The 25,043-nt window shown below is 47.4% G+C and carries 19 protein-coding genes; 6 read left to right on the forward strand and 13 right to left on the reverse strand.

All coding sequences use genetic code 11. The features are described 5' to 3' along the window. Positions 1–19 precede the first annotated feature (19 nt). On the reverse strand, positions 20–1,033 hold the full coding sequence (locus FS628_RS09510; protein ID WP_145321135.1) for an ABC transporter substrate-binding protein: 1,014 nt from the start codon (positions 1,031–1,033) through the stop codon (positions 20–22). A gap of 424 nt (positions 1,034–1,457) precedes the next feature. Between FS628_RS09510 and FS628_RS09515 the strand changes: the two genes are divergently transcribed. Then, positions 1,458–2,036, forward strand: a complete 579-nt coding sequence (locus tag FS628_RS09515; protein ID WP_145321137.1) for a hypothetical protein — start codon at positions 1,458–1,460, stop codon at positions 2,034–2,036. Positions 2,037–2,300: 264 nt separating this feature from the next. Continuing rightward, the gene (locus FS628_RS09520) at positions 2,301–4,073 is read left to right on the forward strand and encodes an alpha-glycosidase (RefSeq protein WP_145321139.1); all 1,773 of its coding nucleotides are present in this window, start codon (positions 2,301–2,303) and stop codon (positions 4,071–4,073) included. A gap of 108 nt (positions 4,074–4,181) precedes the next feature. Here the strand turns inward: FS628_RS09520 and FS628_RS09525 are convergent, their stop codons facing one another. The 3 genes from FS628_RS09525 to FS628_RS09535 are packed head-to-tail and all read right to left on the reverse strand — an operon-like array spanning position 4,182 to position 8,385. Then, positions 4,182–5,597 (reverse strand): ANL family adenylate-forming protein, encoded by a 1,416-nt coding sequence (locus FS628_RS09525; protein ID WP_145321141.1) that lies wholly within the window; start codon positions 5,595–5,597, stop codon positions 4,182–4,184. After that, a complete protein-coding gene (locus tag FS628_RS09530) occupies positions 5,591–7,009 on the reverse strand; it encodes a hypothetical protein (RefSeq protein ID WP_145321143.1) in 1,419 nt (472 codons plus the stop codon). The genes FS628_RS09525 and FS628_RS09530 overlap by 7 nt, the downstream gene beginning before the upstream one ends. Further along, positions 7,006–8,385, reverse strand: coding sequence for an alpha/beta hydrolase (locus tag FS628_RS09535; RefSeq protein ID WP_145321145.1), 1,380 nt, complete (start codon positions 8,383–8,385; stop codon positions 7,006–7,008). Before FS628_RS09535 ends, FS628_RS09530 begins: the two co-directional genes overlap by 4 nt. 449 nt (positions 8,386–8,834) lie before the next feature. Here FS628_RS09535 and FS628_RS09540 point away from each other — a divergent pair, with 449 nt between their 5' ends. Then, a complete protein-coding gene (locus FS628_RS09540; RefSeq protein ID WP_145321147.1) occupies positions 8,835–10,991 on the forward strand; it encodes an alpha-amylase family glycosyl hydrolase in 2,157 nt (718 codons plus the stop codon). Positions 10,992–11,084: 93 nt separating this feature from the next. Here FS628_RS09540 and FS628_RS09545 read toward each other — a convergent pair whose 3' ends face one another. The 4 genes from FS628_RS09545 to FS628_RS09560 all read right to left on the reverse strand — a co-directional run bounded on the left by FS628_RS09545 (position 11,085) and on the right by FS628_RS09560 (position 16,037). Next, the gene (locus FS628_RS09545; protein ID WP_145321149.1) at positions 11,085–12,371 is read right to left on the reverse strand and encodes an MFS transporter; all 1,287 of its coding nucleotides are present in this window, start codon (positions 12,369–12,371) and stop codon (positions 11,085–11,087) included. Between the two features lie 147 nt (positions 12,372–12,518). Then, complete coding sequence (locus tag FS628_RS09550; RefSeq protein ID WP_017690474.1) at positions 12,519–13,355, reverse strand: sugar ABC transporter permease; 837 nt, start codon at positions 13,353–13,355, stop codon at positions 12,519–12,521. Continuing rightward, positions 13,352–14,707: a sugar ABC transporter permease gene (locus FS628_RS09555; RefSeq protein ID WP_047841752.1), complete on the reverse strand. Its 1,356-nt coding sequence runs from the start codon at positions 14,705–14,707 to the stop codon at positions 13,352–13,354. The genes FS628_RS09550 and FS628_RS09555 overlap by 4 nt, the downstream gene beginning before the upstream one ends. A 43-nt stretch (positions 14,708–14,750) precedes the next feature. Continuing rightward, a complete protein-coding gene (locus tag FS628_RS09560) occupies positions 14,751–16,037 on the reverse strand; it encodes a sugar ABC transporter substrate-binding protein (protein ID WP_145321150.1) in 1,287 nt (428 codons plus the stop codon). A gap of 446 nt (positions 16,038–16,483) precedes the next feature. Between FS628_RS09560 and FS628_RS09565 the strand changes: the two genes are divergently transcribed. After that, positions 16,484–17,518, forward strand: coding sequence for a LacI family DNA-binding transcriptional regulator (locus tag FS628_RS09565; protein ID WP_145321152.1), 1,035 nt, complete (start codon positions 16,484–16,486; stop codon positions 17,516–17,518). Positions 17,519–17,690: 172 nt separating this feature from the next. On the opposite strand, the gene FS628_RS09570 is transcribed toward FS628_RS09565, so the two are convergent. Next, positions 17,691–18,449, reverse strand: a complete 759-nt coding sequence (locus FS628_RS09570) for an SDR family oxidoreductase (RefSeq protein ID WP_145321154.1) — start codon at positions 18,447–18,449, stop codon at positions 17,691–17,693. A gap of 418 nt (positions 18,450–18,867) precedes the next feature. Here FS628_RS09570 and FS628_RS09575 point away from each other — a divergent pair, with 418 nt between their 5' ends. After that, positions 18,868–19,461, forward strand: a complete 594-nt coding sequence (locus FS628_RS09575; protein ID WP_145321156.1) for a TetR/AcrR family transcriptional regulator — start codon at positions 18,868–18,870, stop codon at positions 19,459–19,461. A gap of 143 nt (positions 19,462–19,604) precedes the next feature. Continuing rightward, the gene (locus tag FS628_RS09580; RefSeq protein WP_222125204.1) at positions 19,605–20,150 is read left to right on the forward strand and encodes a hypothetical protein; all 546 of its coding nucleotides are present in this window, start codon (positions 19,605–19,607) and stop codon (positions 20,148–20,150) included. A 120-nt stretch (positions 20,151–20,270) separates the two neighbouring features. On the opposite strand, the gene FS628_RS09585 is transcribed toward FS628_RS09580, so the two are convergent. The 4 genes from FS628_RS09585 to FS628_RS09600 form a co-directional block, all read right to left on the reverse strand. After that, positions 20,271–21,410, reverse strand: a complete 1,140-nt coding sequence (locus tag FS628_RS09585) for a toxic anion resistance protein (protein WP_017690481.1) — start codon at positions 21,408–21,410, stop codon at positions 20,271–20,273. 199 nt (positions 21,411–21,609) lie between these two features. After that, complete coding sequence (locus FS628_RS09590) at positions 21,610–23,298, reverse strand: vWA domain-containing protein (protein WP_145321160.1); 1,689 nt, start codon at positions 23,296–23,298, stop codon at positions 21,610–21,612. A gap of 12 nt (positions 23,299–23,310) precedes the next feature. Further along, positions 23,311–24,042 carry a hypothetical protein gene (locus FS628_RS09595; RefSeq protein ID WP_145321509.1) on the reverse strand — a complete coding sequence of 244 codons (732 nt, stop codon included), beginning with the start codon at positions 24,040–24,042 and terminating at the stop codon, positions 23,311–23,313. 357 nt (positions 24,043–24,399) lie between these two features. Continuing rightward, on the reverse strand, positions 24,400–24,966 hold the full coding sequence (locus FS628_RS09600) for a Uma2 family endonuclease (protein ID WP_145321162.1): 567 nt from the start codon (positions 24,964–24,966) through the stop codon (positions 24,400–24,402). Positions 24,967–25,043 lie beyond the last annotated feature (77 nt).

Genomic DNA, 25,043 nt, shown 5'->3' on the forward strand with positions numbered 1-25,043 from the left:
CAGGTCCTGCTCTTGTTAGTTAGTTCAGGTTGAACTGCTTATATAGATCGTCCAGCATCATGTTGGCCGATGTGTATCCACCTGCCATGTTCCAGGCCACTTCATCGACCTGAACCAATTGGTTGTTCTTGACTGCATCAAGATTTTTCCATAGTGGACTGCTGGTCCAATCATCATAATTCTTCTGAATGGCATCGGTTTCTGTGCCTGAGTTGAAGTTGAAGATCATGTCTGCATTCATATCCGGAATGTTCTCTTTGGAAGTCAATTCAACTCCCCATGTGTCTGCGTCATGTCCGGCAGGTCTGGTGAACCCGAGTTCATTCAGAATCTTACCTGCGTATCCCATGTAGAAAATACGAACCTGATCGGCTCTAAAGTTCGTAATGGTTGCTTCAATTGGCAGACGATCACCCATTTTCTCTTTGAAATCAGCTACACGGCCATCCCAATCAGACAACAGTTTATCCGATTGCTCAACCATATTCATCGCTTCACCAACAGTTTTCACCGTTTCTTTCCAGTCAAACAACGTCTCCGTCACTACCGTTGGTGCAATCTGGGACAATTGCTCATAGATCTCTTCATGTCTGATCTTCGTAGCAATAATCAAGTCGGGTTTCAACTTGTTGATCTCTTCCAGATTGGGCTGGGATTCCTGACCTACTTGTGGGACTCCATCCAGATCTGCTCTCAGATATTCATATACTGGCTGCTGAACCCATGATTCCACCACGCCTGTCGGTTTCACACCAAGTGCAACAACGACATCATTCGCACCCTGGAACAGTGTCACGATCTTTTGCGGGGTTCCCGTGATTGTGGTTTCGCCCATGGCATGCTTGATCACTCGGGTCTGATCTTCAGTCGCACTGGCGGTTGTATCACTTTCATTATTGCTCTCATTGCTGCTTGCAGCTTGGCTGGACGTATTCGTTATCTCGGCACTTCCACCCGAAGCACAACCAGCAAGTAGTGAAATCATCAGAATAAGTGCTGCATAAATGTATAGCTTTTTCTTTACTTTATACATGAAATCCGTCTCCCCTTTTTTATGTAAATGATATTGAATCTCATTATCAATTGTATTGTAATGGAGATGAATTCAATATACAAGCATTTTATTTGGATAAACTCCTCACTCCATGTCGAACCTTGTGACTTCTTAAAACAACAATAAATAGAGATATATTAACTAAACCAATATAATATATATCGATACAATACGTTCTCACATAAACCATATATGTAAATTTTTTCTCTCTAACTTAACATGCACATTTCTCTTCTTACTTTTAGCTTCATCTAATACATGTCCTTTTCCACTAATGAATCATTATTCATTCATATACACTCAACCGATTTTTACTGTAAAACAATTCCTGTAATTTCTTGTCGTACTATGTTAGATTATCCATTGGAATAAAATCACATCTATAGATAGGGGAAATTATAACGTGAAAAAGTCTTGGATTTTATCATTTATTATGAGTTTTGTCTTGCTTGGCGGGGTATTTGCACCTGCAGGGTCCTATGCCTCTGCTGCGGATGACTCAACCACTACATATTCGGAAGACGAATACTATGAAGTTGACACGACAGAAGAAGAACCGGAACTTACAGCAGAGGAAGCAGAATTCCTGGACTATCTGGATGCATTGACTACTCCTGCCGTTTACGAGAAGAAAGCATTGGATGCAGTAGGTGGCAGTACGTACATTACATCTTCCAATCGCAAATCCTTCTATCTGAAACTGAACAATACAGCCATCCCTAACTACACCAAGTATGTTTCCATGCTGAAACAGATCAAACCGGAGAACGCTGAACTGAAAAAAATCCATGCCAAACTGATCAAAGGCAGCTATGCTCAGCTTGAAGGATATCAATTGTTCAAAAAGTCTGTTGCCAAAACGAAAGTAAACAGCAATCTCCTTAAACAAGGTAATGACAAGATTGCAACAGGAATCAAAAGCATCCAACAATATCATGCTGAAATCAAAGCCTACGGCGAAAAACTCGGCTACCAAATGTAAAACAGCCACACATGTATAACGTCAGATTGCACTCCTTCTGGCGTTCACCGTGTGAATGGAATCACCACTTTATCCTTTTTAAATAATTTTGAAATTTAAGAAAAAAAAGTGTTTTCTTTTGCTGAGTTAGTTCGTATAATAGCACTATAATCAAAAGGCTATGCTGCCGAAAGGTACAACCTCGTGAACAATTGAGGTTGTGCCTTTTTTGCGTTTAATGGCCGCATTTATCTGAATTTCATCATCTAATGAGGAGTGATTCACATGATTCTTGAAGCCGTTTACCATCGCCCAAAACTCAATTGGTCTTATGCTTATGACCGCTCGACCATGCACCTCCGACTTCGGTCCAAACGCGGGGACCTGGATGCGGTGATTGCCATTACCGGTGACAAATATGCCTGGGATCGGACGATCACACATATCCCTATGCACATCTTTGCCCGGGACGAAATGTTCGATTATTGGGAAGCCGAGACTTCACCTCCCTATCGCAGATTGCGGTATGGTTTCCAATTGATTCAGGGAGAGGAATCGGTCTGGATGACGGAGCGCGGATTCGAGCAGGCGCTGCCTGATCATCCACTTGAATTCTTTGATTTTCCATTTATGAATCCAGTCGACATTTTTGAACCGCCTGCCTGGGTTAAGGACGCCGTGTTTTATCAGATTTTCCCTGAACGTTATGCCAATGGTGATCCCTCCATCAGTCCCAAAAATGCTGAACCCTGGGGAGGAGAGCCTACACCGGTGAACTTCTTCGGCGGCGACCTCCAAGGTGTGCTGGATCATCTGGATCATATAAGCCAGCTTGGCATCAATGCCATCTATTTCTGTCCGCTGTTCGAGGCCACGACGAATCACAAATACAATACAGGCGATTACATGAAAGTTGATCCTCACTTTGGAACCAATGAACAGTTCAAGTCCTTTGTGGATACCTGTCATCAGCGTGGTATACGCGTTGTCCTGGATGCAGTATTCAATCATTCCGGCAGAGAGTTCCCTCCTTTTGTCGATGTCATGAAGAATGGAGCCTCTTCCCCCTACGCAGACTGGTTCTATATCAAAGACTGGCCGCCACGTGTGGAGGATGGTATACCGACTTATGATACCTTTGCCTTTGAACCTCTCATGCCGAAGCTAAATACGGAACACCCTGAAGTGAAGGCATATCTGCTGGAGGTAGGACGTTTCTGGATTGAGGAGATGGACATTGACGGATGGAGGCTCGATGTAGCCAACGAGGTGGATCATCAGTTCTGGCGCGAATTCCGTCAGACGGTAAAAGCCATCAAGCCCGACGCCTACCTGCTCGGTGAGATCTGGCATGATTCGCTCATGTGGCTTCAGGGAGACCAGTTCGATGCCGTGATGAATTACCCTTTTACCAATTCGGTATTGGACTATACGGTGCATGGCAAGCTCGATGGACTTGGATTCGCAAATGAGATCGGCAAACTGCTTGCAGCCTATTCACAGCCTGTAACGGAAGCCGCCTTCAATCTGCTCGGAAGTCATGATACACCCAGACTGCTGTCCTTGTGTGATGGAGATGAGCGCAAGATGAAGCTTGCCGTTACGTTACTACTTACGTATCCAGGCGTGCCATGTATCTATTATGGAGACGAAGTGGGACTTGATGGGGGATATGATCCGGGTTGCCGCAAGTGTATGGAGTGGGATGAGACCAAGCAGAATCGTGAGCTTCTGGAATTCTTCACCCATACCATTGCCCTTCGTAAAGAGCACCCTGCTCTACGCAGCACGGAACTGAAGATCGTATATGCGAAAGCCGGAGATCCCTGTCTTGCCATCGAACGATTGGATTCGAATTCGGGCGAGCGTATGCTTCTTGTACTTAATGCTGGTGATGAACCATGCACCCTTGAACTCCCCTTGGGAGATCGTAACATCTGGCGGAATCTGTTCACATCAAACGCCGTGCAAGCTCGGCAAAATAAACTGACTCTCGATCTGGAAGCATACGGATTCTCCTTACTGCAAATGGAGATCAAACAACCTGCGAAAGCCTGATATGAATACGGCTAACAAGGGAATATAACTCCAAAGAGGCTGTCTCCTAGGTCATATTGACGACCAGGGACAGCCTATTTGGAGTCTTACAAGTATTGATGCGGTTCTCTACTCTCCAGCCTGATGTTCAGTGGTGGCCGCGACCTCTTCCCCAGACGAGGAGAAAGGCACCGGAATCATCGGTTTTCGTATTTTCTTCATTCTCGAATTTACGAGCACCTCTTGTGTAATCACGATTTTCTGCGGGATTTTGTATGAAGGCAGCTTGTCCCGACAATATGCCCAGATGGATCGCCGCAGATCTGTAAGAGTACACTCTGTAGCCAGTCGTACGGTCACCTTCACCCTCTGACCAGTGATACCGCTCTGATCTCCCGAAACGACCGCTGCTTCTATACATTCCATCTGTTCCAGAACACCTTCAACTTCGGCAGGATACACTTTCCGTCCACCCACATTAATGATCTCGGAACGACGTCCCAGAATACGAATGTATCCCTGCTCCAGCACGGCTTCATCGCCTGTACGCAACCACCCGTCCTCTGTAAAAGGGGATGGTGCATTCAGATAACCGATCATCGCGGTTTCCGTATAGATCTGCAATTCTCCTTCCACGACCCGGCACTTGACCCCATCATCTTGAATGGAGAATAGTAACGAACCTGGCTCTTTGGAGCGGGTCGGCAGAATGCCAAGTTCAGACATGCCATAGGCTTGTATCGTCCTTAGTTGGGGAAATTTCCGGTTCCAGGCTGTCAGAACAGCTTCTGGCATCACTTCCGATCCGTACGACACCACTTCGAGACTGGACAGATCGTACCCCTCATCATTTCTGCCCAGCAGCAACAGATTCATGAATGTTGGGGAGACTGGCAGGGCCTGCACACGAAACTTCTCAATCGTCCGGCACACTACTTCAGGTGATCGATCCGCAATGATACAGAGACAACCCCCACTGGACAGGGTCTGTAACATGGTATTTACACCGCCGATATGATCAAACATCATGAATGGAATCGTTCGCAAAGGCCGAACCTGTCGCCGATAACCGTGTAATAGCCGGTCTGCACGATGAACAGTCGCCTTGCTTACTCCGGTTGATCCAGACGAAAAGAGTACCAGTCCCCCTACGCCTTCCTGTTCAAGTGACGATAACAACAAAGGAACTTCTCCAGAGGAGTCACACGTTTGCCGAATGCGCAACTTGCCTTCTTCAACACCCAAACGCCACTTCACTTGTGCCAGCAGGATGTATTCCTGTCGTTTGACTTCAACCAGATACCGATCCATCGGAAGCACGATACAACCTTGTCCGAGCAAAGCAATCAAAGCTGCCGCGGCATAAGGGGAATAGTCTTCCTCCAGCGTGACGAGTTGCCCTGTCAGCCCTTCTGCCTTAATCCACGCACTCATGATGCCAACCTGTTCCAGCAACCAACGGTAGCTGTACTCCCGATCCTTCCAGATCAGCGCAGGATGCTCTCCCTGTTCTGCGAATCGCTCAAGCAAGAATTGGTTCACCATCCTGTATCCTCCTCACGGGCAGGCGACCATTGCTGTGCGAGATAATCAACCAGGGAACCTACGGTCTGATAGGGGCTTTCCGGCAAAGAAGCAGCTGCCATCTCCGCCAGAGCGGCTCCCATACCCGTACCCCATCGATCTTCAATTCCCTGCTCTACTACTGCAAGCAATGACACGAGTTCGAGCGAATCCAATTGCCCACTTCGTCCGTACAGCGGAACGTTACCACCCTCACCAAGTGGAATCGATGTATTATGGTATGCATTCAACTCCTGGCAACTATCTAACACGATTCGGAGCAAAGCCTCCCTGTGTTCTTGTCCAATCATCGGCACGGTCTGACGTTGGAAGCAATCTGCCTGAGGTATGGACTGTCGAAGTGACTCATACCATTGCCATTCATCGGTAACCAACATTTTAATTACACCTGTTAGCTGTACTTTCCACTGCTCACGCTGCTTCATCCGACTGACCTGAAGCCTATGATATGCCTTCTCCCACCGGATGATAATTTCGCTAAATTCTCTCGCATATCGATCAAGAGGAGAACCTAGCCATAAGGCAGACTCCTCAAGCAAATCCCGGAGGAAATATCGGCTCCACCGCATATCAAACAGCAGACCGGATATCAGCATTTCATTGCCCTGCTCCCCTTCATTCGCCTCATGCAGTGCATGTAACAGTTGCAGCGATACCGCATGTCCAAAATAATAATTGCGCTCTCCTTGTGTAATCGTCCTGCCTGCCAGAAATTCTTCAATCTGTGTTGTCAGCGCCTGGGTCAACATCTCGCGATAACCCGCTAAGTCCAGTTTCACAGTCGCCCGAATGTCCATGGTGCCATACGTCCGAAGTTCTTCTTTGCGCTTGGCCTGTGCAAGCTCGGGGATGCTTTGGTTACCTTTCCAGAAGTCATGAAAGGCCGCTTGAGCAACCTTCCCCATATATTTGGAGGGAACGGGATCATAGACATGGACATGCTCATCTTCCATACCATACACGGCAATCCAATGGTCTACCAGATGCAGTCGGGAGCCTTGCTTCACGTGTTTGCGAATGTACTGGGGATTCTGATAATCCTCACAGTAAGGCAGATGATAACTGGTTCCTGTAGCCAAAAAAAGCCCACCTTCGCCGATATGCTGCCGGATCAGCGTCTTCCCCTCTTCGAAGCTGCACAGCTCCCGCTGACCATACATCTCCCAGATCGGTTCTACATAATCGAGCTTGTGAAAATAAGGCTTCACCAGTCCGTTATCCCCGCACGAAGGAAGGCTGTACAATCGACTTGCCGCTAGCAGTGCCAGACTTGTGATGGATCCTTGCCGCTGGAGCACTTCATGAATCAGAGGAAAATTGCAGGGATAATAATAGGGAATGTCCAGCACCGGAGCGAATGAGTGAATGATCATTTTTGGCCTCCTGTTCCCATTTTGGCAGACGTACTGCCCCATGACTGGATTTGGTAATGCACAGACATATCATCTGCTGCTCGAAATACCCGATTGGCAATAGGCTTGCCATCCACATTAGTCTCAAAACGCCGGAAACCACGTGTAAACCGGAAGGAGAACCCACTATCGCGCGGGACTCGGTAACAACCTTCATATCGACCTTTACCGGAACGAACCAGTTTCATGCCCATGCCGCCATATATCGTTTCCTCCGAATCTTCATCGGGAGCTACTTCTGCACGAATGCACACCTCTACGTGCGTAGACAATTCAGGAATGACCGTATAGATGCGTGTAGTAGACAGTTCCCCCACAGTCAGAGTGATGGATGCACTTCCAATACCGACCGGAATTAACTCTCCACTCGCAAGAACCTGAAGTACATCCGGGGCACTCGATGTATAGTTTCCTTGCAACAGACTCTGGACCAATCCGCTTTCGTAATGAATACGTGCATTAATGCAGACATTCATTCCACCCTGTAGCCCGATGACATCCCTACCAAGCAGTTCGAGCGAAGATGGCTTACCCACGTGACCGAACATGTACAGTAACGGGAGGTGAACGCGTGCTCCCCAGTCGCCTTCCTGGTGACATGCATTCGGCTGTTCGAGAAATGCCAACTCCTCACCCGACCTGACTCCCCGTTCATGCAATTGATGAGCCACCCTTCTGACCTGGGAGGGCAGAAACAAACCTTCCGTATCTCCAATATCCATCCACATTCGAACGGCGGGTACCTCCTCTGGCAGACGGTACATGTTTTCTTCCAACAGTCCGCTATCCGACGTTTCGTCCAGCTGCACATCCACATAGAATGGAGACATCATGATCAGTTTTCCGAAAACATCCGGATTTCGCATCCCCATGTGCAAGGTACAAAGTGCCGCGGCAGATGAACCCAACAGCCCGGTATTCGACTTGTCCGGCAGTGTACGGTAACGATGATCAATGAGCGGTTTAAGCTCATGAATGATGAAATGTTCATAGGCGATGCCTGAGCACCCCACACTCACGGCCTCTCTCTCAGGAGCGATGAAGTGGTAGAATTCGTTGTGCGTGACTGGACGGACATGCGCAATACCGACAATAATCAGTGATTCAACCTGCCCGGAGGCAATAAGACCGTCCGCTGCCTGATCCATATTCCACGTTTCATTGCCTGGCCCAGATGGACCAAAAGCCCGTTGCCCTGCATGAACGTACAGCACAGGATACTGCCGGTCTGTCTGCTCATGGTAACCTGGCGGGAGGTACACATAGATGTTGCGAATATTGCCGAGCTGCGAGGCCTGAACGCCTTCCAAACATTCAATGACAGAATGGGTACTCAACTGATCATCAACCGCCTTTCTTCTCCCGATTCGACTGCATCATAGACAAATAACCCCGCCTCAGAAGAGACGGGGTTGTCCCAGAACACGTGAATGTCCCTGGAATACATAGCCCTTATATTGTGAATCTGCGAATAGTTTAAATCCCCGGACATGCTTTTGTAAACATAAAAATAGAAAATAAATGCTCTCAAAAAAGTTATTGACATAAGATCCAATATTTCTTACGATAGCGTTGTGATCATAACTCGAGGGCCATGCTTTTAAACCAGAGCGGTTTAGGACAACCCCGGTAACTCCCGAAGGAGATACCGGGGTTGTTGGCGTGTCAAAAGGAGGGAAGTCTGCAATCCACTGCATATCATCCCGTTGTATTGAAAGCGCTATTATTCAAGAGCTAGGTTGGTTGTTTATCTAAACTACGACATTCACGAGAAGGGTGGATTACTATGTTTCAAATGGCCAAACGCGTACTCCTCAGCACAACACTGACACTCAGTTTACTTGCAGGGGGCGCACTTCCCTATCTGCCTGCTTCCGCGATCTATGCCGATGCAGATACCGCGGTTACCAACAAGCAGAACTTTAGTACAGACGTCATCTATCAGATCTTTACGGACCGCTTCCTGGACGGCAACCCTTCCAACAACCCCAGCGGAGCTGCCTACGATGCCACTTGTAGCAACCTGAAGCTGTATTGTGGCGGCGACTGGCAGGGTTTGATCAACAAAATCAACGATAACTATTTTAGCGATTTGGGCGTTACGGCATTGTGGATCTCCCAACCGGTTGAAAATATCTTCGCTACCATCAACTACGGCGGCGTGATCAACACAGCGTATCATGGCTACTGGGCACGTGATTTCAAGAAGACCAATCCGTATTTCGGAACAATGGCTGACTTTCAAAATCTGATTACAACCGCTCATGCCAAAGGTATCAAGATCGTAATTGACTTTGCACCGAACCATACGTCTCCTGCCATGGAAACCGACACGTCCTTTGCTGAGAATGGCAAGTTGTACGATAACGGTAATCTTGTTGGCGGATACACGAATGATACGAATGGATATTTCCATCACAACGGCGGCTCCGATTTTTCCTCCCTGGAGAATGGTATTTACAAAAACCTCTATGACCTGGCTGACCTGAATCACAATAACAGTACCATTGATCAATATTTCAAAGATGCGATCAAGCTCTGGCTTGATATGGGCGTGGACGGCATTCGTGTTGATGCGGTGAAACATATGCCTCTCGGCTGGCAAAAGAGCTGGATGTCCTCCATCTATGCACATAAACCTGTATTTACCTTCGGTGAATGGTTCCTGGGATCTGCTGCATCCGATGCGGATAACACGGAATTTGCCAATGAATCCGGAATGAGCCTGCTTGATTTCCGCTTTAACTCTGCTGTACGTAACGTCTTCCGGGATAACACATCCAACATGTATGCTCTGGATTCGATGATTACAGGCACAGCCGCAGATTACAATCAGGTGAATGATCAAGTTACGTTCATCGACAACCATGATATGGATCGGTTCAAAACAAGTGCCGTGAACAATCGTCGTCTGGAACAGGCGCTGGCCTTCACGCTGACTTCACGCGGCGTACCTGCCATCTATTATGGTACCGAACAGTATCTGACGGGTAACGGGGATCCTGATAATCGGGCCAAAATGCCATCCTTCTCCAAAACAACCACTGCCTTCAACGTGATCAGCAAGCTGGCACCTCTGCGTAAATCGAATCCGGCTATCGCGTATGGATCTACCCAGCAGCGCTGGATCAGTAATGATGTGTACGTCTATGAACGCAAATTCGGTAACAGTGTAGCCGTGGTTGCAGTGAATCGCAATCTCTCCAATTCAACAAGTATCACGAATCTGAGTACTTCACTTCCAACAGGCAACTACACCGATGTACTGGGCGGCGCGCTGAACGGTAATAACATCACTTCCACCAACGGCAACGTCTCTTCATTCACGCTGGCTGCCGGAGCAACCGCGGTCTGGCAGTATACCACGAGCGAAACGACACCAACCATCGGGCATGTGGGTCCTGTCATGGGCAAACCGGGTAATGTCGTTACGATTAGCGGACGCGGATTCGGTTCCACCAAAGGCACGGTATACTTCGGTACATCAGCCGTTACCGGTGCAGCCATTACATCCTGGGAAGATACACAGATTAAAGTTACGATCCCAGCTGTTGCCGCAGGCAATTATGCTGTAAAAGTAGCTGCGAATGGCGTCAACAGCAATGCGTATAACAACTTCACCATCCTTACGGGTGATCAGGTCACTGTACGATTTGTCATTAACAATGCTTCCACCACACTGGGTCAGAACATCTATCTGACAGGTAACGTGGCAGAACTCGGCAACTGGAGTACAGGTGCAACAGCTATTGGGCCTGCTTTCAATCAGGTTATCCATGCCTACCCAACTTGGTACTATGATGTGAGCGTGCCAGCCGGGAAACAACTGGAGTTCAAATTCTTCAAGAAAAATGGTGCGACCATTACGTGGGAAGGTGGTTCCAACCACACATTCACCACACCAGCCAGCGGTACAGCCACAGTTAATGTAAACTGGCAATAAGATAATCCGTCTATAAGCTAACCCGGAGTTACGCTAACACAGCGTATGCTCCGGGTTTTGCTATTGGATTAGCTATATAAGTTTCTCACATTTCTAATGATAGGTTCGAATCGACTTCAATGTTGTCGCTGCCAGAATCCCTGTTGCCAGCAGCAGTATGCCCACACCTTGCAGTACAGAAGCTGCCCCCCATTGATCTGCCAATATGGAGACCACCGTCAATCCCATAATGGGCGCCGTACTGGTAATGGTGCCCACCACGCCATAGACTCTTCCTTGCAGTTCGTCCGGAACCGCTGTCCTCAGCATAATCTGGGTGAGCATTGTGCAGCAGGCGAACATCGCGCCTCCGCCCACGATGAACGGCAGTGCCATCATTGGCGAGGATATGTTCGATAGAAGAATATATATTGGTCCCAACACAATCAGACCGATAAACACCCATCTCCCTCTTCGCTTCAATCGTTTTCCTGAAGCAATCAGCACTGCAGAGCCAATCATGTATCCGAGTGGAATACAGGTTTCAATTAATCCAAACTGCACCGGATTCGCCTCCCATACCTTGACCGCCATCACTTGAACCAGCATCATGGCCGACATGAAAAACAAAATCAGCACCGGATTGAGCAATACGATTGAACGGATCAAAGGGTTCCGATAGATGTAGCCAAACGAACTGCGCCACTCCTGAGCAAACGTGGTCTGCTGATTAATGGATCGCTGTACCTCAGGAAAGCGGCCCGCCATCACTACACAGGCTGCGGACAACAGGAAGGTTGCCCCTGTAATTAATATGGCAACGAATCCGCCAAAGGCAGCAACAGCCACTCCCGCAGCGGCTAATCCACTGATCCGGGCAAGATTATCTACCATATGAATGGTTCCGGTTGCTTGTTGAATATGCTCCCTGCCTACCATACTTGCTACAGAGGCGTGGAATGCAGGTGCCTGAAAAAGACTTGAAAACATGGATAGCGAAAGCAACAGCAGCACCACCGGGAACGGCGCATGCCAACCGAACAAGCTAATCGCAATCAGTACAGCCATTACGCCCCGAAATACATCCGAGGCCAGCATCAGCTTCCTGCGATCCAATCGGTCCGCGACCGTACCCGCCACCGATCCAAACAGAAAGCTGACGGCCATATTGCAGATCTGTACGGCCGCCATACTCTTCGCACTCCCGGTGGTCTGTAGCACCCACAGGCTGATCGCAATCCCATTGAAGCAATCCCCAAAGACCGAGATCCCGTAGCCGTACAATATCCTGCGGAAAGTGACATTATGCCATAGTGTTCGCGGAGCTTTGGTATTATGCAACGCAGCTTGTCCATCTTGGTATCCCATAACCTCAGGCTCACTGGACGGGTTCATGCCCATACATCACGTTCCTCCCTAATCATGATTCGAGCCCATACAGAACCAGGCACTTCCGCTGCAGTGCCAGTCGACAAAGACATGACATCACGGAAGTGCCTGGTTGGAGTGCCGCAAGTATCGCGGCTGACTATGCTGTTATGGCACGGTTTACCCTTTAGAGGCTCCTGCCGTCAGACCCTGAACAAGGAATCGCTGCAGGAAAACAAACAGCAGTGTAATTGGAATGGCGATCAGAACTGCACCCGCAGCGAACATCGTAAAGTTACTGTCCTGATACCGGTTGACCAGATCCCACATGCCTACTGCAAGCGTCCAGTTTTCCTTTGTCCGCAGCACCAATCGAGCAAAAATAAAGTCCATCCACGCACCCGTGAAGCTGGTCAGCGCCACATAAGTTAGCATTGGCTTGGATAAGGGCAGGATGATGCTGGTGAATACCCGCAGGTGACTCGCACCATCCATGCGCGCCGCTTCGTCCAGGCTGCGCGGGATGGTGTCAAAGAAACCTTTGACGATAAATCCGCCCAGTACCGCTCCTGATGAATAGACCAGAATGAGCGCAGCGTGGGTGTCGAGCAATTTAATTTGCAGCAAAATGATATAGATTGCAATCATGCTCATGAAACTCGGGAACATGCCGAGGATTAGCATGGTGGAGAGAATCGTTTTACGTCCACGAAAGCGGAAGCGGGACAAGGCATACATCCCGAGTGTCACCATCAACGTGGAGAAGATCATTGTGAAAAAGGCGATTTTCAGCGTATTCATATACCATCTGCCGTACATAAAGGACGGGTTATTGAACAGCTCGCCGTAATGGGTCAGCGTGAAAGCTTCCGGCCATAACCGTTCACTGAATAATGCCGCACCGGGTCTCAGGGAAGAGAGAAAGATCCAGAGTACCGGATAGATGGAGACAACGGCGATGATCAGCAACAGCACATAACTCAGGGCCAAACGCAGCGGATTATTACGTGTCTTCATTGAATCATGTCCTCCTCCTTGAATGATTTGGAGCGGCGGAAGTTCCAGATAGAGAATGAAGCGATAATAAGGAAGATGATAATACCTACTGCTGAAGCCATGTTGAATTTGTTATTGTCGAGTGTGAGCTTGTAGAGCCAGGTCACCAGCAGGTCCGTTGCCCCTGCGTACTGGTAGTCTCCCCGCAGCGGATTCCCGTTGGTCAGCAGGAAGATGACATTGAAGTTGTTGAAGTTTCCGGCGAATTGCATGATGAGTACCGGGGTTGTGGCAAAAAGAATGAACGGCATGGTAATGATCCGGAATTTCTGAAACGCAGATGCTCCGTCCACTTCGGCAGCCTCATAGAGGTCACGAGGGATGGCTGTCAATACACCCAGAATCAGCACCATACTGACCGGAATACCGATCCACATATTGACGACAATAACGGTGACCTTAGCCCAGAACGGATCTGTCAGCCAGGGTAATCCCTCGAGCCCAAACGCTCTCATGTACGTATTGATCGGACCAAACTGACCATTGAACAGATTTCGCATGAGCAGCAAGGAGATGATCTGCGGGATCGCATAAGGCAAAATAAAGATCGTCCGCCACAGCTTCTTGAAGCGTATGCCACGCTGTTCAATCAACAGTGCTACTAACACGCCTCCAAAATAGGTGGTGACTGTCGCAAGGATGGCCCAGATGACCGTCCAGGTCAGAACGCCGTAGAATGTCTGACTCCAGGATTTCAGTTGGATCAGATCACTGAACGTCTTGAAGCCTACCCAGTCCACGAGTTTTGCTGGCGGAATATGATCCGGGGCCGAATAGTTGGTAAACGCGATCGTGATCGTAAACAGGATGGGCATAACGGTGAAGAAAAGAATACCCAGTGCCGGGATGGACAGGAACAGATACGGAAAGTTTTTGTCCATCATGTTCCGAAGCGATGCCGCTGCGCCCAGGGTCTGCTTGCCTTCCTCCCTCGCGAGCCCCGTGACGTATGCATCCCGAATATTCAGGATGTAGATTAGGATAAACACAAAAAACACCAGCAGTACGATAATGCCATCAAGCAGCAAAAAGATGGAATGGTCTCCCCTTTGAAGTACAGTGGAACCATTCACTTTGACAAAACGCTGTGTATTTTCCCCCAGTGTCCATATGCCCCATACGGCCTGTGACAGGCGAGGAAGCAGGTACGCAAGCCCTGCCCCCTCCAGTAACAGTAGACAAATCCCCTTAATCCATTGTCGATTGTACAGCTGTCCAAGACCTTGCAGTATGATGGAACATATGGCCGCTGTCATCCGATGTTGTCTTTCCCTGTTCGGTCCAACAGGCACCGGGACATGCTGCTGTTGCATTCGCTCTCTCCTCCCCGCCTATTGCTAACCTGGTCGTTCGTCCTTATTGGACGGTTGCAAGGCTTTCCTGGATCTGTTTCACAGCGTTATCCAGTGATGCCTTCACGTCCTTATCGGTATCCCATATATCCGTAATGGCCGAAGTGATCGGTCCCCATACGCTGTCCATGGCAGGAAGCGAAGGCATCGGTGTTGAGTTGTTGAACTGTTCCAAGAACGCCTTGTTGATTGGGTCCTCCTGCAGCTTCGGATCAGCAGCCACGTTCTTGTTCGCAGGAAGTGTACCGTTCAGGTCAAAGTTCTCCATCTGAGCTTCTTCATTGGAAAGGAACGCTGCCAAGAGCTTCGACGCATTCGGATATTGCGTAAATGCATTCACATAATAGGCTTTAACGCCTGAGAAGGAGGTCATCGGTTTGCCATCGATTGCAGGAAGCGGAGCAACGCCAAAATCAATACCTGCATTGCGATAATCAGCAATGGTCCATGGACCGTTAATGTCCATAGCCAGCTTGCCGCTGGAGAATAATCCCTTTTTGATATCATAGTTCACGTCACCCATCTTAAGCGGCAGCACTTCCGACTTCAGCGTCTGCAAGAACTGTCCACCCTTCTGGGCTCCTTCGTTATTCAGACCGAGATCTGCACTGTCCATCCCGTTGTCCCCGAAAATATAACCGCCCTGCGAAGCCAGGAACGCATAATTATAGTAAAATTGCTGCAATTCCCACATCAACGCATACTGATTGGACTTCACATTATTGAACGTCTTGGCGAAACTGATTATCTCATCGAAGTTTTTCGGAGCTTCCGGATAGAGTGCCTTGTTATAGAAAAGGGCATAGGTCTCCACGCTGTACGGATAGCCGTACAGAATATCCTTGAACGTCACCGCCTTCAGTGCGTTGTCGCTGGTGTTCTCTACGGTCTCTGCTTCGAATATGTCGTTGGGCAGAATAAGTCCCGCCTCTGAAGCGCTACCAATCTTATCGTGTGGGAAAACGACAACATCTGCCGCCAGACCCGCCGGGCCATCCGTGGTCAGCTTGGTTACCTGATCGGTTGGAGGCAACTCCTCCATTTTGACGGTTACCCCATACTTCTCTTCGAATTTTTTGGCTCTTTGCTCAATAAAGCTGCTTTGATTTTTGTCCTCCCAGATCACCAGGGTTGCGCCTTCTTCAGGCTGCAGGTTCTCGGCTGTCAGTTGTACAACCTCCTCCGGATTCTCACCTGCCGTTGTTGGAGATGTGCTTCCACCTCCCGTAGAGCACGCAGCCAGTGTAAAAGCCATCATGACGGACAATGTTGCCCCTTGCCATTTTCTCATGTAAAATGTCCCCTTCCCTCTGCTTGGTCCAACAAAGTTCGCGCTTTTCACCCTTTTGTCTGCGTATGTTGTCAGGTTTCGCATTCCATAATCACCGTTGTACAAACGTTTGCTCAAATGGAAGACAAGATTACCTATCCGTTCAATATGTAGGGAGAAACAAGTCAAGAAGTATGTAATTCCACCGATGTAAGCGCTACAATAACAATCACATCATACAATACTGCACTTTCTTTGCACAAACGTTTGCACAAGCCATATTTGTTCAATTTCAACCAATTTCTTTCTTCTATCTACAGTAATTTCCTGTTTCCTTGTTCTGACTCTTTCTTCCTTAATTTTACTTCACGTGCATCCCTTACTCGGCAGTTAGCAATTGATTTCTCATATCCTTTGGATTACCATAGGAGAATATTTATACGATTGTTCAGAAGGGATTTTTTCACATGATTACGATCAAGGATATTGCCAAATTGGCGGGTGTTTCCCCTTCTACAGTGTCACGGGTGATTTCCAACCATCCCAGAATCAGCACCGAGACGTCTCTCAAAGTGAAGCAAATCATGAAAGAATTGAACTACCATCCCAACATCATGGCGAAGAGCCTCGTGTCTAAAACAACACATACCCTTGGGATTATGCTTCCGCGTCCTGCAGAAGAGTTGTTTCAAAATTACTTTTTCGGAGAATTGCTGCGAGGTATTATTACGCATGCCACCCGTATGAATTATGAATTGCTGCTAACAACCGAAACATCATCAGACAATGAATTGCATGCGATATCCCGCCTCGTGCATGGTCGTAGGGTGGATGGCATTCTGCTGCTTGGGTCCAAACGGGACGATCCTATCATTTCATTTTTGGAAGCGGAAAAGTTTCCTTTTGTGTTAATCGGTCGCAGTGAAGCTCATCCAAATGCCCCCATGGTGGATAACGATAATGTGCAGACCGCTTATGATGCGACGCATCATCTGATCGCCCAGGGACATACTCGAATTGGATTTGTCAGCGGACCACCGGACATTACGTTATCGCATGATCGCATGCTAGGATACCAAAAAGCGCTCGCCCAAGCCGGGCTGGATGCGAATAGTGATTGGATTGTGGAAGGCGAATTCCTCCAGGAAAGTGGATTCAGAGCCATGTCGCTGTTCATGTCCTTACCGGACAGACCCACCGCAATTGTTGTCATTGATGACAACGTGGCCTTCGGGGTATTGAGAGCTCTTGCCGAGCTTCATTATCTGGTGCCTGAAGATATCAGTGTCGTCAGTTTTAACAATATTGCTTTATCAGAACTGGCTTCACCCCCACTAAGCTCTATAGATATCGGAACCTATCAGCTTGGCTACACAGCCGTTCAGGTGTTGTTGAAAATTCTAAGCGGGGAATCACAGCCTCATAATCCGGTCATTATTCCCCATCGTCTGATCGTGCGTGAATCCTCACTCTTTTCCAAGCCAAAGCCACCCTCAGATTGATTCATTTCGAGCATCCGTGTAGTAATGCAAACGTTTGTCCTACACGAACTATGAGTTGTTATCCACAGTACGTAGGTGCATAGGTGCAAAAAAAAGAAGCCGCATATACTCATGCGGCTTCCTGAATTTACACATTATTTCCGTACTCCATGCTCGACTGCACTTGAATGGATTAGTAAGAGCTCCAGCCAGCATCTGCTGTAACGACAGTTCCGTTCACGAAGCTGGACTCGTCAGATCCAAGGAACAACGCCACTTTGGCGATCTCTTCGCTCGTCCCGATGCGTGGGTTGATTGCCATCCCAAGCTGTTGCCGCCCTGCACCGAAATGGCTAATACCTGTCATGGAGGAGCTGATATTGGTTGCCACAGCGCCTGGAGCGATCGCATTACAGCGAATGCCTTGCTCAGCATACATGTACCCTGTATTTTTGGTGAAGCCCACGACCGCATGTTTGGAAGCCGTATACGCTGCTCCTGCACGTCCGCCGTGTAGGCCCCCTGCCGAAGCAATGTTCACGATAACACCTTTTTGTTTTTCCAGGAAGATCGGCAATACTTTACGCGTTGTCCGCATCACACTGGTCGTGTTCACAGCGAACAATCTCTCCCACTTCTCATCCGTTACATCTGCTGCCGGCTCCATGCCATCCATAATTCCCGCATTGTTAACCAGAATATCTACTGTACCGTATGTGCTAACCGTCGTATCAACCAGATTTTGCACATCTTCTTCTTTGGCTACATTGGCCAGAACGACAATCGCTTCTCCGCCCTGTGCTTTAATATCATTGACTACCGCTTGTGCGGATTCTTCGTTAATATCCGATACGACGACTTTCGCGCCTTCTTGAGCATACAACGTGGCAATTGCTTTCCCCATACCTGAACCAGCACCTGTAACAACTGCAACTTTATCTTGAAGTTTCATTCCATGTATCCTCCTTTGTGTATTCGTTTACAATAAGTTAACAAACAAATGTTCATTAACTCCTATCCTTAGTATAATAAGTCATAGCGTTTCACTTCAATCAGTAAAAGCTTGTCCAGTTGTACGTTAAACAACACTAATAAGCCTTTTTGTTCTTTAACTAATAAAGCGAACTATATAAATTAAACTAAACATTTACACGAAACGGAGAGGACAGAAATAACCTGAAGAAGCGCAAGCGTTCGCCTAAAAGCTTTCTGGAAGAAAGCTGCATCGGAAGCATATGCTATCCCCGGATTTACCATTTATAAATGAATCAAAAAATCTGGGGATAACAGCGATCGGAAGGTTGTTCTGTCATCGAAGTGGCCAGTGTAAATATTCTTTAGTTCAACTTATATAGCGAGGAGGAAAATAGATGTCTGAAACTCCGAATTCGATGGACCGAAGAATTAAAAAATCAAAAGCTGCACTGAAGGATGCACTCATCCATTTGATGCAAAAACATCCCTTTAAAGAAATATCGATTACGGATATTGTGCAGCGTGCCGACCTGAATCGGGGAACTTTCTACCGACATTATCAGTACAAAGAAGACCTGTTCAACGAGATCATTGATGATGTGATTCAGGATCTGGTGACTTCTTTTCGCAAACCCTATCAAGGCTTGAAAGAGTTCGAGGTTGGTCTGATGCCCTCTTCGGCAATCACTATATTTGAGCATGTTCACCAACACGCACAATTCTACACACTGGTTGTGCAATCCGAGGCTTCTTCCAACTTCCAGCGCATGATCTGTGATGTTCTTCGAGATCTCTCCTTACAGGACCTGAACCAAATCTTCCCGCAGCACATTAACCATGAACTGCTGGCAAGTTACCAGTCTCATGCGATATTCGGCATGATCATGGAGTGGATCAGACAAGACTTCAAGCACAGCCCCGCCTACATGGCTGAGGAATTGTTCAAGATCATTCATTACAGGCCTGACAATGTCGTGTTGAAAGACTGAACATTCAAATCGTCATACACCATACAGCATCGTCATTGAGAGGGATTTTAAGAAAGGTTTATCACCATAATAATGTAAATACATTCCTGTAATTTCTGGTATTGATATGTTAGATTATCCAATGGAATACAAACAAAAGGAGGATGACATTACATTTGAAGAAGTCGTGGATTATATCATTGATTACCAGTTTTGTTTTGCTTGGCGGAGTGCTTTTCTCTCCAGCCGCTTCTGCCGATGCAGCCAAAGTAGCAACCTCTACATATTCAGATCAGAGTTATGAAGAATTTAAGGAGTACACTACTCAGTTATTTGCGCTTGAAACTTATGAGGCCAAAGCTTTTACCGCTTTGGAAAGCATCGATACACAGGTAACTTCAACGAATCGCAAGTCCATGTATCTTAAACTTACGAATACGGTGATCCCCAATTATACAAAATTGGTATCCAAGGCAAAACAAATCAAGCCTACCAACCCGAAACTTAAGAAAATCCACGCCACATTTATCAAGGCAAGTTACACTCAGCTCGAAGGGTACCTCTTGTACCAAAAAGCAGTATCCAAGAACAAAGTGAATTACACGTTACTAAAACAGGGTAATGCCAAAGTAAACACCGCTGGTGTTCTAATGAACCAATGCGAACAACAGTTATACGCTTATGCAAGAAGTTTGGGGTATGACAACTAGTACCTATCTTTATAGAAGCCCAAAAAGCGACCATTCCCCATACTTAATGGAGAAAGGTCGCTTTTTCTAATTATAAATAAAGAGGACAATCTAATACGTATTTATTTCTCTCTCTCCTGATCACAGCCCCAGCTTCTGCCCCTTCTCCAACCGCTGAATTTGCTGCTCTCCGGTATCCGCAAGTTCACGGAACTGGTTAATCGTCTCGCGCATTCTTGGCAGAGCTTCCTGCTTATAAAGACTGATTGAATCGAGCGCTGACAACACATCGGTGAACGCCTGTTTCATCGTATCCACGGAAATGCTGGCTTCATACGCCTGCTTTTGGATGGCAATCCCCTGATCTTTGAGCATTTTGGAAGTACCTGCGATCAGATCGTTGGTTGTCTGGTTCAACAATTCAATCTTCTGCAATACAATCTTCTGGTTATACAAAGCACTCGCTACAGTAACGGCAATTTTCAGTGCCGAGATCGTTACATTCTTCGCCCGGTCTACCCCTCGGATCAGTTCCTTGTTGTTGCGGATCACCACTTCAATCGCCATGATACCCTGCTGGTTCACAACCAACATCTGCTGCAGATCCATGACCCGTTGGCGAAGAGGGAACAGTACTTCTTCCGTGATAAAACGAACTTTCTCGGGGTCCTCGTTGCGGACCTTCGCCGCTTCAATCTGGGCGTCGATGGATTCATCCATGAGCACACCAAGCTGGATTTCCTTTTGTAGTCGCTTGGTGAGTTCTCTCAGGTTCTGTTGTTCAATCTCCAGCGTTGTATTATCGTTACGGAGTGTGGATCTGCCCTTATCCAAGGAGGTTACGATGTCAGCGATGACTGCGTCAGCCTTCTGATATTTCAGGAAATAAGCGCGAAGCGGATTGAACAATTTCCCGAGAAAACCGGTCTTGGCGAAATCGACCACGCTCGGGTCGAGATCCTTCAGTTGCATATGCAGCTCGGTCAAGCCTTTGGCGACCTGACCGCCCTCGTCTCCCGTCTTGGACAGATGTCCAACGGAGACTTGAAGCAAGGCGTTTTTCTCGGAAGAGGATCTCATCGTGTTCATGCCAAAGCCGTCAATGGATTGCAGAATCTCTTTGCGCTTCTCCAGGGATTCAAGATCCAGTGTCATGATCATCTCTACGTTGGCATTTGCCACTTGTTGAAGCTCCGCGACCTCGGCGGGCACGGGTTTCACTTCTTCCTCAATGACCTTCTGAATTTCTTTCTGGCTCGGTATCTCCATTGAAAATGACATCTGCAGTTCCCCCTTTAGATACGTGCTGTAAAATGATTGATATGCCACGCGAGTGACTCCGATTGCAGTACCATCCTCCGATCGCTGTTATCCCCAGATTTCTTCATCTTCCTCTTTAATCGGTTGAAATCTAGTGATAAAGGCGAACGCTATGCTTCTTCAGATCGGTTCTGCACTCTACGTCTTCGTATTAATAAATTTACATCTGTACGTTAAACAGGTTACCGATCTTGTATACGACATCGTCGGTATCGGCATTGATGCTTGCAGCCTCGTTAATGCTGGAGATGCTCTCCAAAGCCTTGATGTCCGCGTTGTATCCAATCGTATAGATCGGCACTTTGTACGTCTCGACCAGATCCCGGATATCCTTGAGGGTATGACCTTCGTTGGTCTCGCCATCACTCAGGACAAAAATCAGCGGCTTCACGTTCGGATTAGCAGCCATATAATCTTCCAGCATCTTCATTGCCACTACGATCCCATCAAAAGTCGCCGTACCGCCACCAGCTTGCAGACTATCGACTGTTCCGACAAACATGGACTGCTGGTTCGTATCATACTTGGCAATTGGCAGATTCACAGTTACCCCGCTGGAGTAAGAAACCAATCCAATACTGTTCTCTGTGCCCAGGTACTTCTGACCTTTGCGCAAGGACTCTTTCAGTCGGTTAAGCGGCTCACCGTCCATGCTTCCGGATACGTCCGTCACGAACACGGCGGCAATGGGTTTACTGCCGTTCTTCTTCTCTTTCCATACTTTCTGCGCAGACAACAACGTGCCGCCATCCACGGTAGCCAGCTCGGATTTGTAATCCTGTAGCCCGTTGAAACCGAACTCTTCCGCCGATTGTTGGTACTTCGCCTGAGTGACGAATTCCGCGAACTTCTGGATGATCTCCTGTTTGTTCTGCGGCAATTGACCGAGTGCATACAGCGGGCTATCATGTCTCACGCCAAATGGCGTAAAGACGTAACCACTCTTCAGATCAGCGGTATTCACATACGTCTGGTATTCGAGTACAAAGGCATCGAGTCTGCCTGACTTGGCAGCTTCTCGCATCTGAATCGTTGTTGAAGCGGTAAACGGTACATTGGTCTGGAACTTTTCGAATCCTTCAATGGCCTTCTCGCCGAGTGGATTGGTACTATCATACGTATTCAGTGCGGTCACCAGGAAATTCAGTCCTGTGGAGCTGGCAAATGGATCGGTATATCCCATCGCGAGTTCATTGTTGGCAATGGCTTCGGTTACGGTTTTTACATTAACGGAGCCGTACGTATCAACCAGTGCATCATATTTGGCTTTGGAGATGACAATACCCGGAACATTCCCGACCAGTCGCTCGGATACCATCTCTGTCTTCACCCCACTGGCCTCAACCATCTCGCCCCATAGTTCGTTAGAAGGTGTAAATGCATCCGGCATATACTTGCCAGACTTGATATAATCGGTAGCCGTACCGGAGGCGATGTTGCGGATTTTGACCGACACCTGTTTGCCACCAACGGTAATATTGGCTTGGTTGAACTCCTCACCCACCTCGGTTAACCAGCCGTCTACCCCGCTGCCCGACTTCTCTGTGGAAGAGAAGATTTCGACGTAATCATTCGTTGTATTCTCTACAGCAATCGGAAATTTCGAGATATCCGGCAGTGATTCTGCCACATCGACCGGGTCGAGATCAATCTGCCCTTTGACGGGTTCCGCCGTTGCTGGCGCAATATCCGAGTACAATTTACCAAGCGCTTTACCTGCATTCTCTGTGCTCACCTGTGTGGTCGACTTGCCAAAGTTCGATGTTAGTGTAATTCCTGCATAGACCAGACCGAATACGAGTACCAGCATTACAATCGATATGAAAAAAAACTTTCCCTTCTTCGCCATACGAGCAACCCCTCACTGTCTGTATAATTTGGTGTGCTTGATTAACTGATCAATCTCCTGCATACAAGGCATCTGTTCAATATCTCCGGCTTCGAAGCTGTCGAGGCGTGAAATCTCCAATAACAACTGATCGAGCTTGAGCAAAATTTCCTCATTGGTGTGAAGCGAATTTTTCACATAAGACAGATAATCGTTGTATACCTTGGTTTTTTCCTGAAAAAGCTTCTGGGGAAGTGTGGAGGACTTGGATTTCATCATGTTGGCATAGTCGGCTTCATCGAATACATTCAACCGGTTCAGCACACTGCGGATGTTCAGGTACAACAGCTTCTCCACTTCCAATGTGACCGAAGCGAATTTCTTGTAGCTCAGTTCCCCTGGATCAAAGCGTTGATGAAGCACGTTCAGGAGTGTTTCTTTTTTCTTTTTCATCCGGCTTAGTTGGGACAGCCCGAGCGTGATATCTTCTTCGAGGATTTTGATGCGTCTATAGAAAGATAGTGCTTCCACATAATCTTCATGTGTTTCGATATGCTTCACAGGCAGGACTACCGGCTGTCTGAACAGCAAGGTGTAACTGCCATATAAGAGTGCCATGGCACTGCCGAACAGAAGGGTAACGGATAGCGCAGTTGTGAATGCACCCTCCTCGAAATTCAGCCCGATAAAGCCGGGTGAGAATGCCAGTACATTCACAGCCACAATACCGAAGATCAGCCCCAATAATTTTATGTACTTGATCATGTTCAATCATCCGACCTCCTTTTATGTTATATATTAGTTCTTTATGTCGTAATTTTCCTATTCAACTTATTCTTATTGTACATGATGTTAACGCTCTCAGGTGGATAACATTGGATACTCGGATACTCATAATATACGTGGTTTGGGCTTATCCCATTTCATATTTTCAGGGACAACGTGGAACTTGGCAGGAAATTTTATGGAAAAAGAAATGTTATCAGGTAATACGTGGAAAATATCTATGCGTGTCATTTTTTATATAAGACTTGTCTGAAAAAAGAGCAATGCAAAAGGGACGAAACGTTGATCATCCCGTTTCGTCACTTATGCGTTGGTTCATCATTTTTTTGTGTTCTACTACCTCAGTTTGAACAACGAATCCAGCGAAATGCGCAAGTCAGGATACACGACGGATTGAATCGTTTCCTGTTCTGTATACAGATGACGGGTCTGGTAACTGCCATCCTCAAGCGAGTACACATGGACAGTTTGATTGCCGGGGTCAACAATCCAATATTCGTTCACGCCATATTTCTGATACAAGTTAAATTTTTCGTTAAAATCCTTTAACGCAGTAGAAGGCGATAACACCTCTATAATTAAAGAAGGTGCACCGTGGCAGCCACTTTTGGAAATCTGGTCTTTCGAGCACACCACCGATAGGTCAGGTTGTACAATTTGATCTGGTACATCATATTGTTCGTTTTCGCTAAAATACACATCGAAAGGGGCTACAAACACGAAACATTTTCGATTCTGAAAAAAAGTCCGCAAGGAGAAGTGCAGCTCACCCACAATAAACTGGTGCGATGAAGTAGGTACTGGCGACATATTAAAAGCTTTGCCGTTAATTAATTCCCAAGATCCTTCCCATGTTAACCAATCCTGAAAGTTATAAGTACCTTTATTATCGGGTTTTGCCACACTTCCATCCTCCTCTTCCAACTAACCGTAATTTATTTTCATTATAACATTGTGTTTTGCGCCTTTTCACACCATGC

It is taken from the genome of Paenibacillus xylanexedens (assembly GCF_007676705.1).
In the GTDB taxonomy this organism is placed as follows: Bacteria; Bacillota; Bacilli; order Paenibacillales; family Paenibacillaceae; genus Paenibacillus; species Paenibacillus xylanexedens_C.

Coding starts and splice junctions, on each gene's coding strand:
- FS628_RS09510 (WP_145321135.1), bottom strand. CDS start 1,033: ATGTATAAAGTAAAGAAAAAGCTATACATTTATGCAGCACTTATTCTG.
- FS628_RS09555 (WP_047841752.1), bottom strand. CDS start 14,707: ATGCAACAGCAGCATGTCCCGGTGCCTGTTGGACCGAACAGGGAAAGA.
- FS628_RS09575 (WP_145321156.1), top strand. CDS start 18,868: ATGTCTGAAACTCCGAATTCGATGGACCGAAGAATTAAAAAATCAAAA.
- FS628_RS09545 (WP_145321149.1), bottom strand. CDS start 12,371: ATGGGCATGAACCCGTCCAGTGAGCCTGAGGTTATGGGATACCAAGAT.
- FS628_RS09595 (WP_145321509.1), bottom strand. CDS start 24,042: ATGATCAAGTACATAAAATTATTGGGGCTGATCTTCGGTATTGTGGCT.
- FS628_RS09560 (WP_145321150.1), bottom strand. CDS start 16,037: ATGAGAAAATGGCAAGGGGCAACATTGTCCGTCATGATGGCTTTTACA.
- FS628_RS09520 (WP_145321139.1), top strand. CDS start 2,301: ATGATTCTTGAAGCCGTTTACCATCGCCCAAAACTCAATTGGTCTTAT.
- FS628_RS09540 (WP_145321147.1), top strand. CDS start 8,835: ATGTTTCAAATGGCCAAACGCGTACTCCTCAGCACAACACTGACACTC.
- FS628_RS09585 (WP_017690481.1), bottom strand. CDS start 21,410: ATGTCATTTTCAATGGAGATACCGAGCCAGAAAGAAATTCAGAAGGTC.
- FS628_RS09580 (WP_222125204.1), top strand. CDS start 19,605: ATGACATTACATTTGAAGAAGTCGTGGATTATATCATTGATTACCAGT.
- FS628_RS09525 (WP_145321141.1), bottom strand. CDS start 5,597: ATGGTGAACCAATTCTTGCTTGAGCGATTCGCAGAACAGGGAGAGCAT.
- FS628_RS09550 (WP_017690474.1), bottom strand. CDS start 13,355: ATGAAGACACGTAATAATCCGCTGCGTTTGGCCCTGAGTTATGTGCTG.
- FS628_RS09530 (WP_145321143.1), bottom strand. CDS start 7,009: ATGATCATTCACTCATTCGCTCCGGTGCTGGACATTCCCTATTATTAT.
- FS628_RS09570 (WP_145321154.1), bottom strand. CDS start 18,449: ATGAAACTTCAAGATAAAGTTGCAGTTGTTACAGGTGCTGGTTCAGGT.
- FS628_RS09565 (WP_145321152.1), top strand. CDS start 16,484: ATGATTACGATCAAGGATATTGCCAAATTGGCGGGTGTTTCCCCTTCT.
- FS628_RS09590 (WP_145321160.1), bottom strand. CDS start 23,298: ATGGCGAAGAAGGGAAAGTTTTTTTTCATATCGATTGTAATGCTGGTA.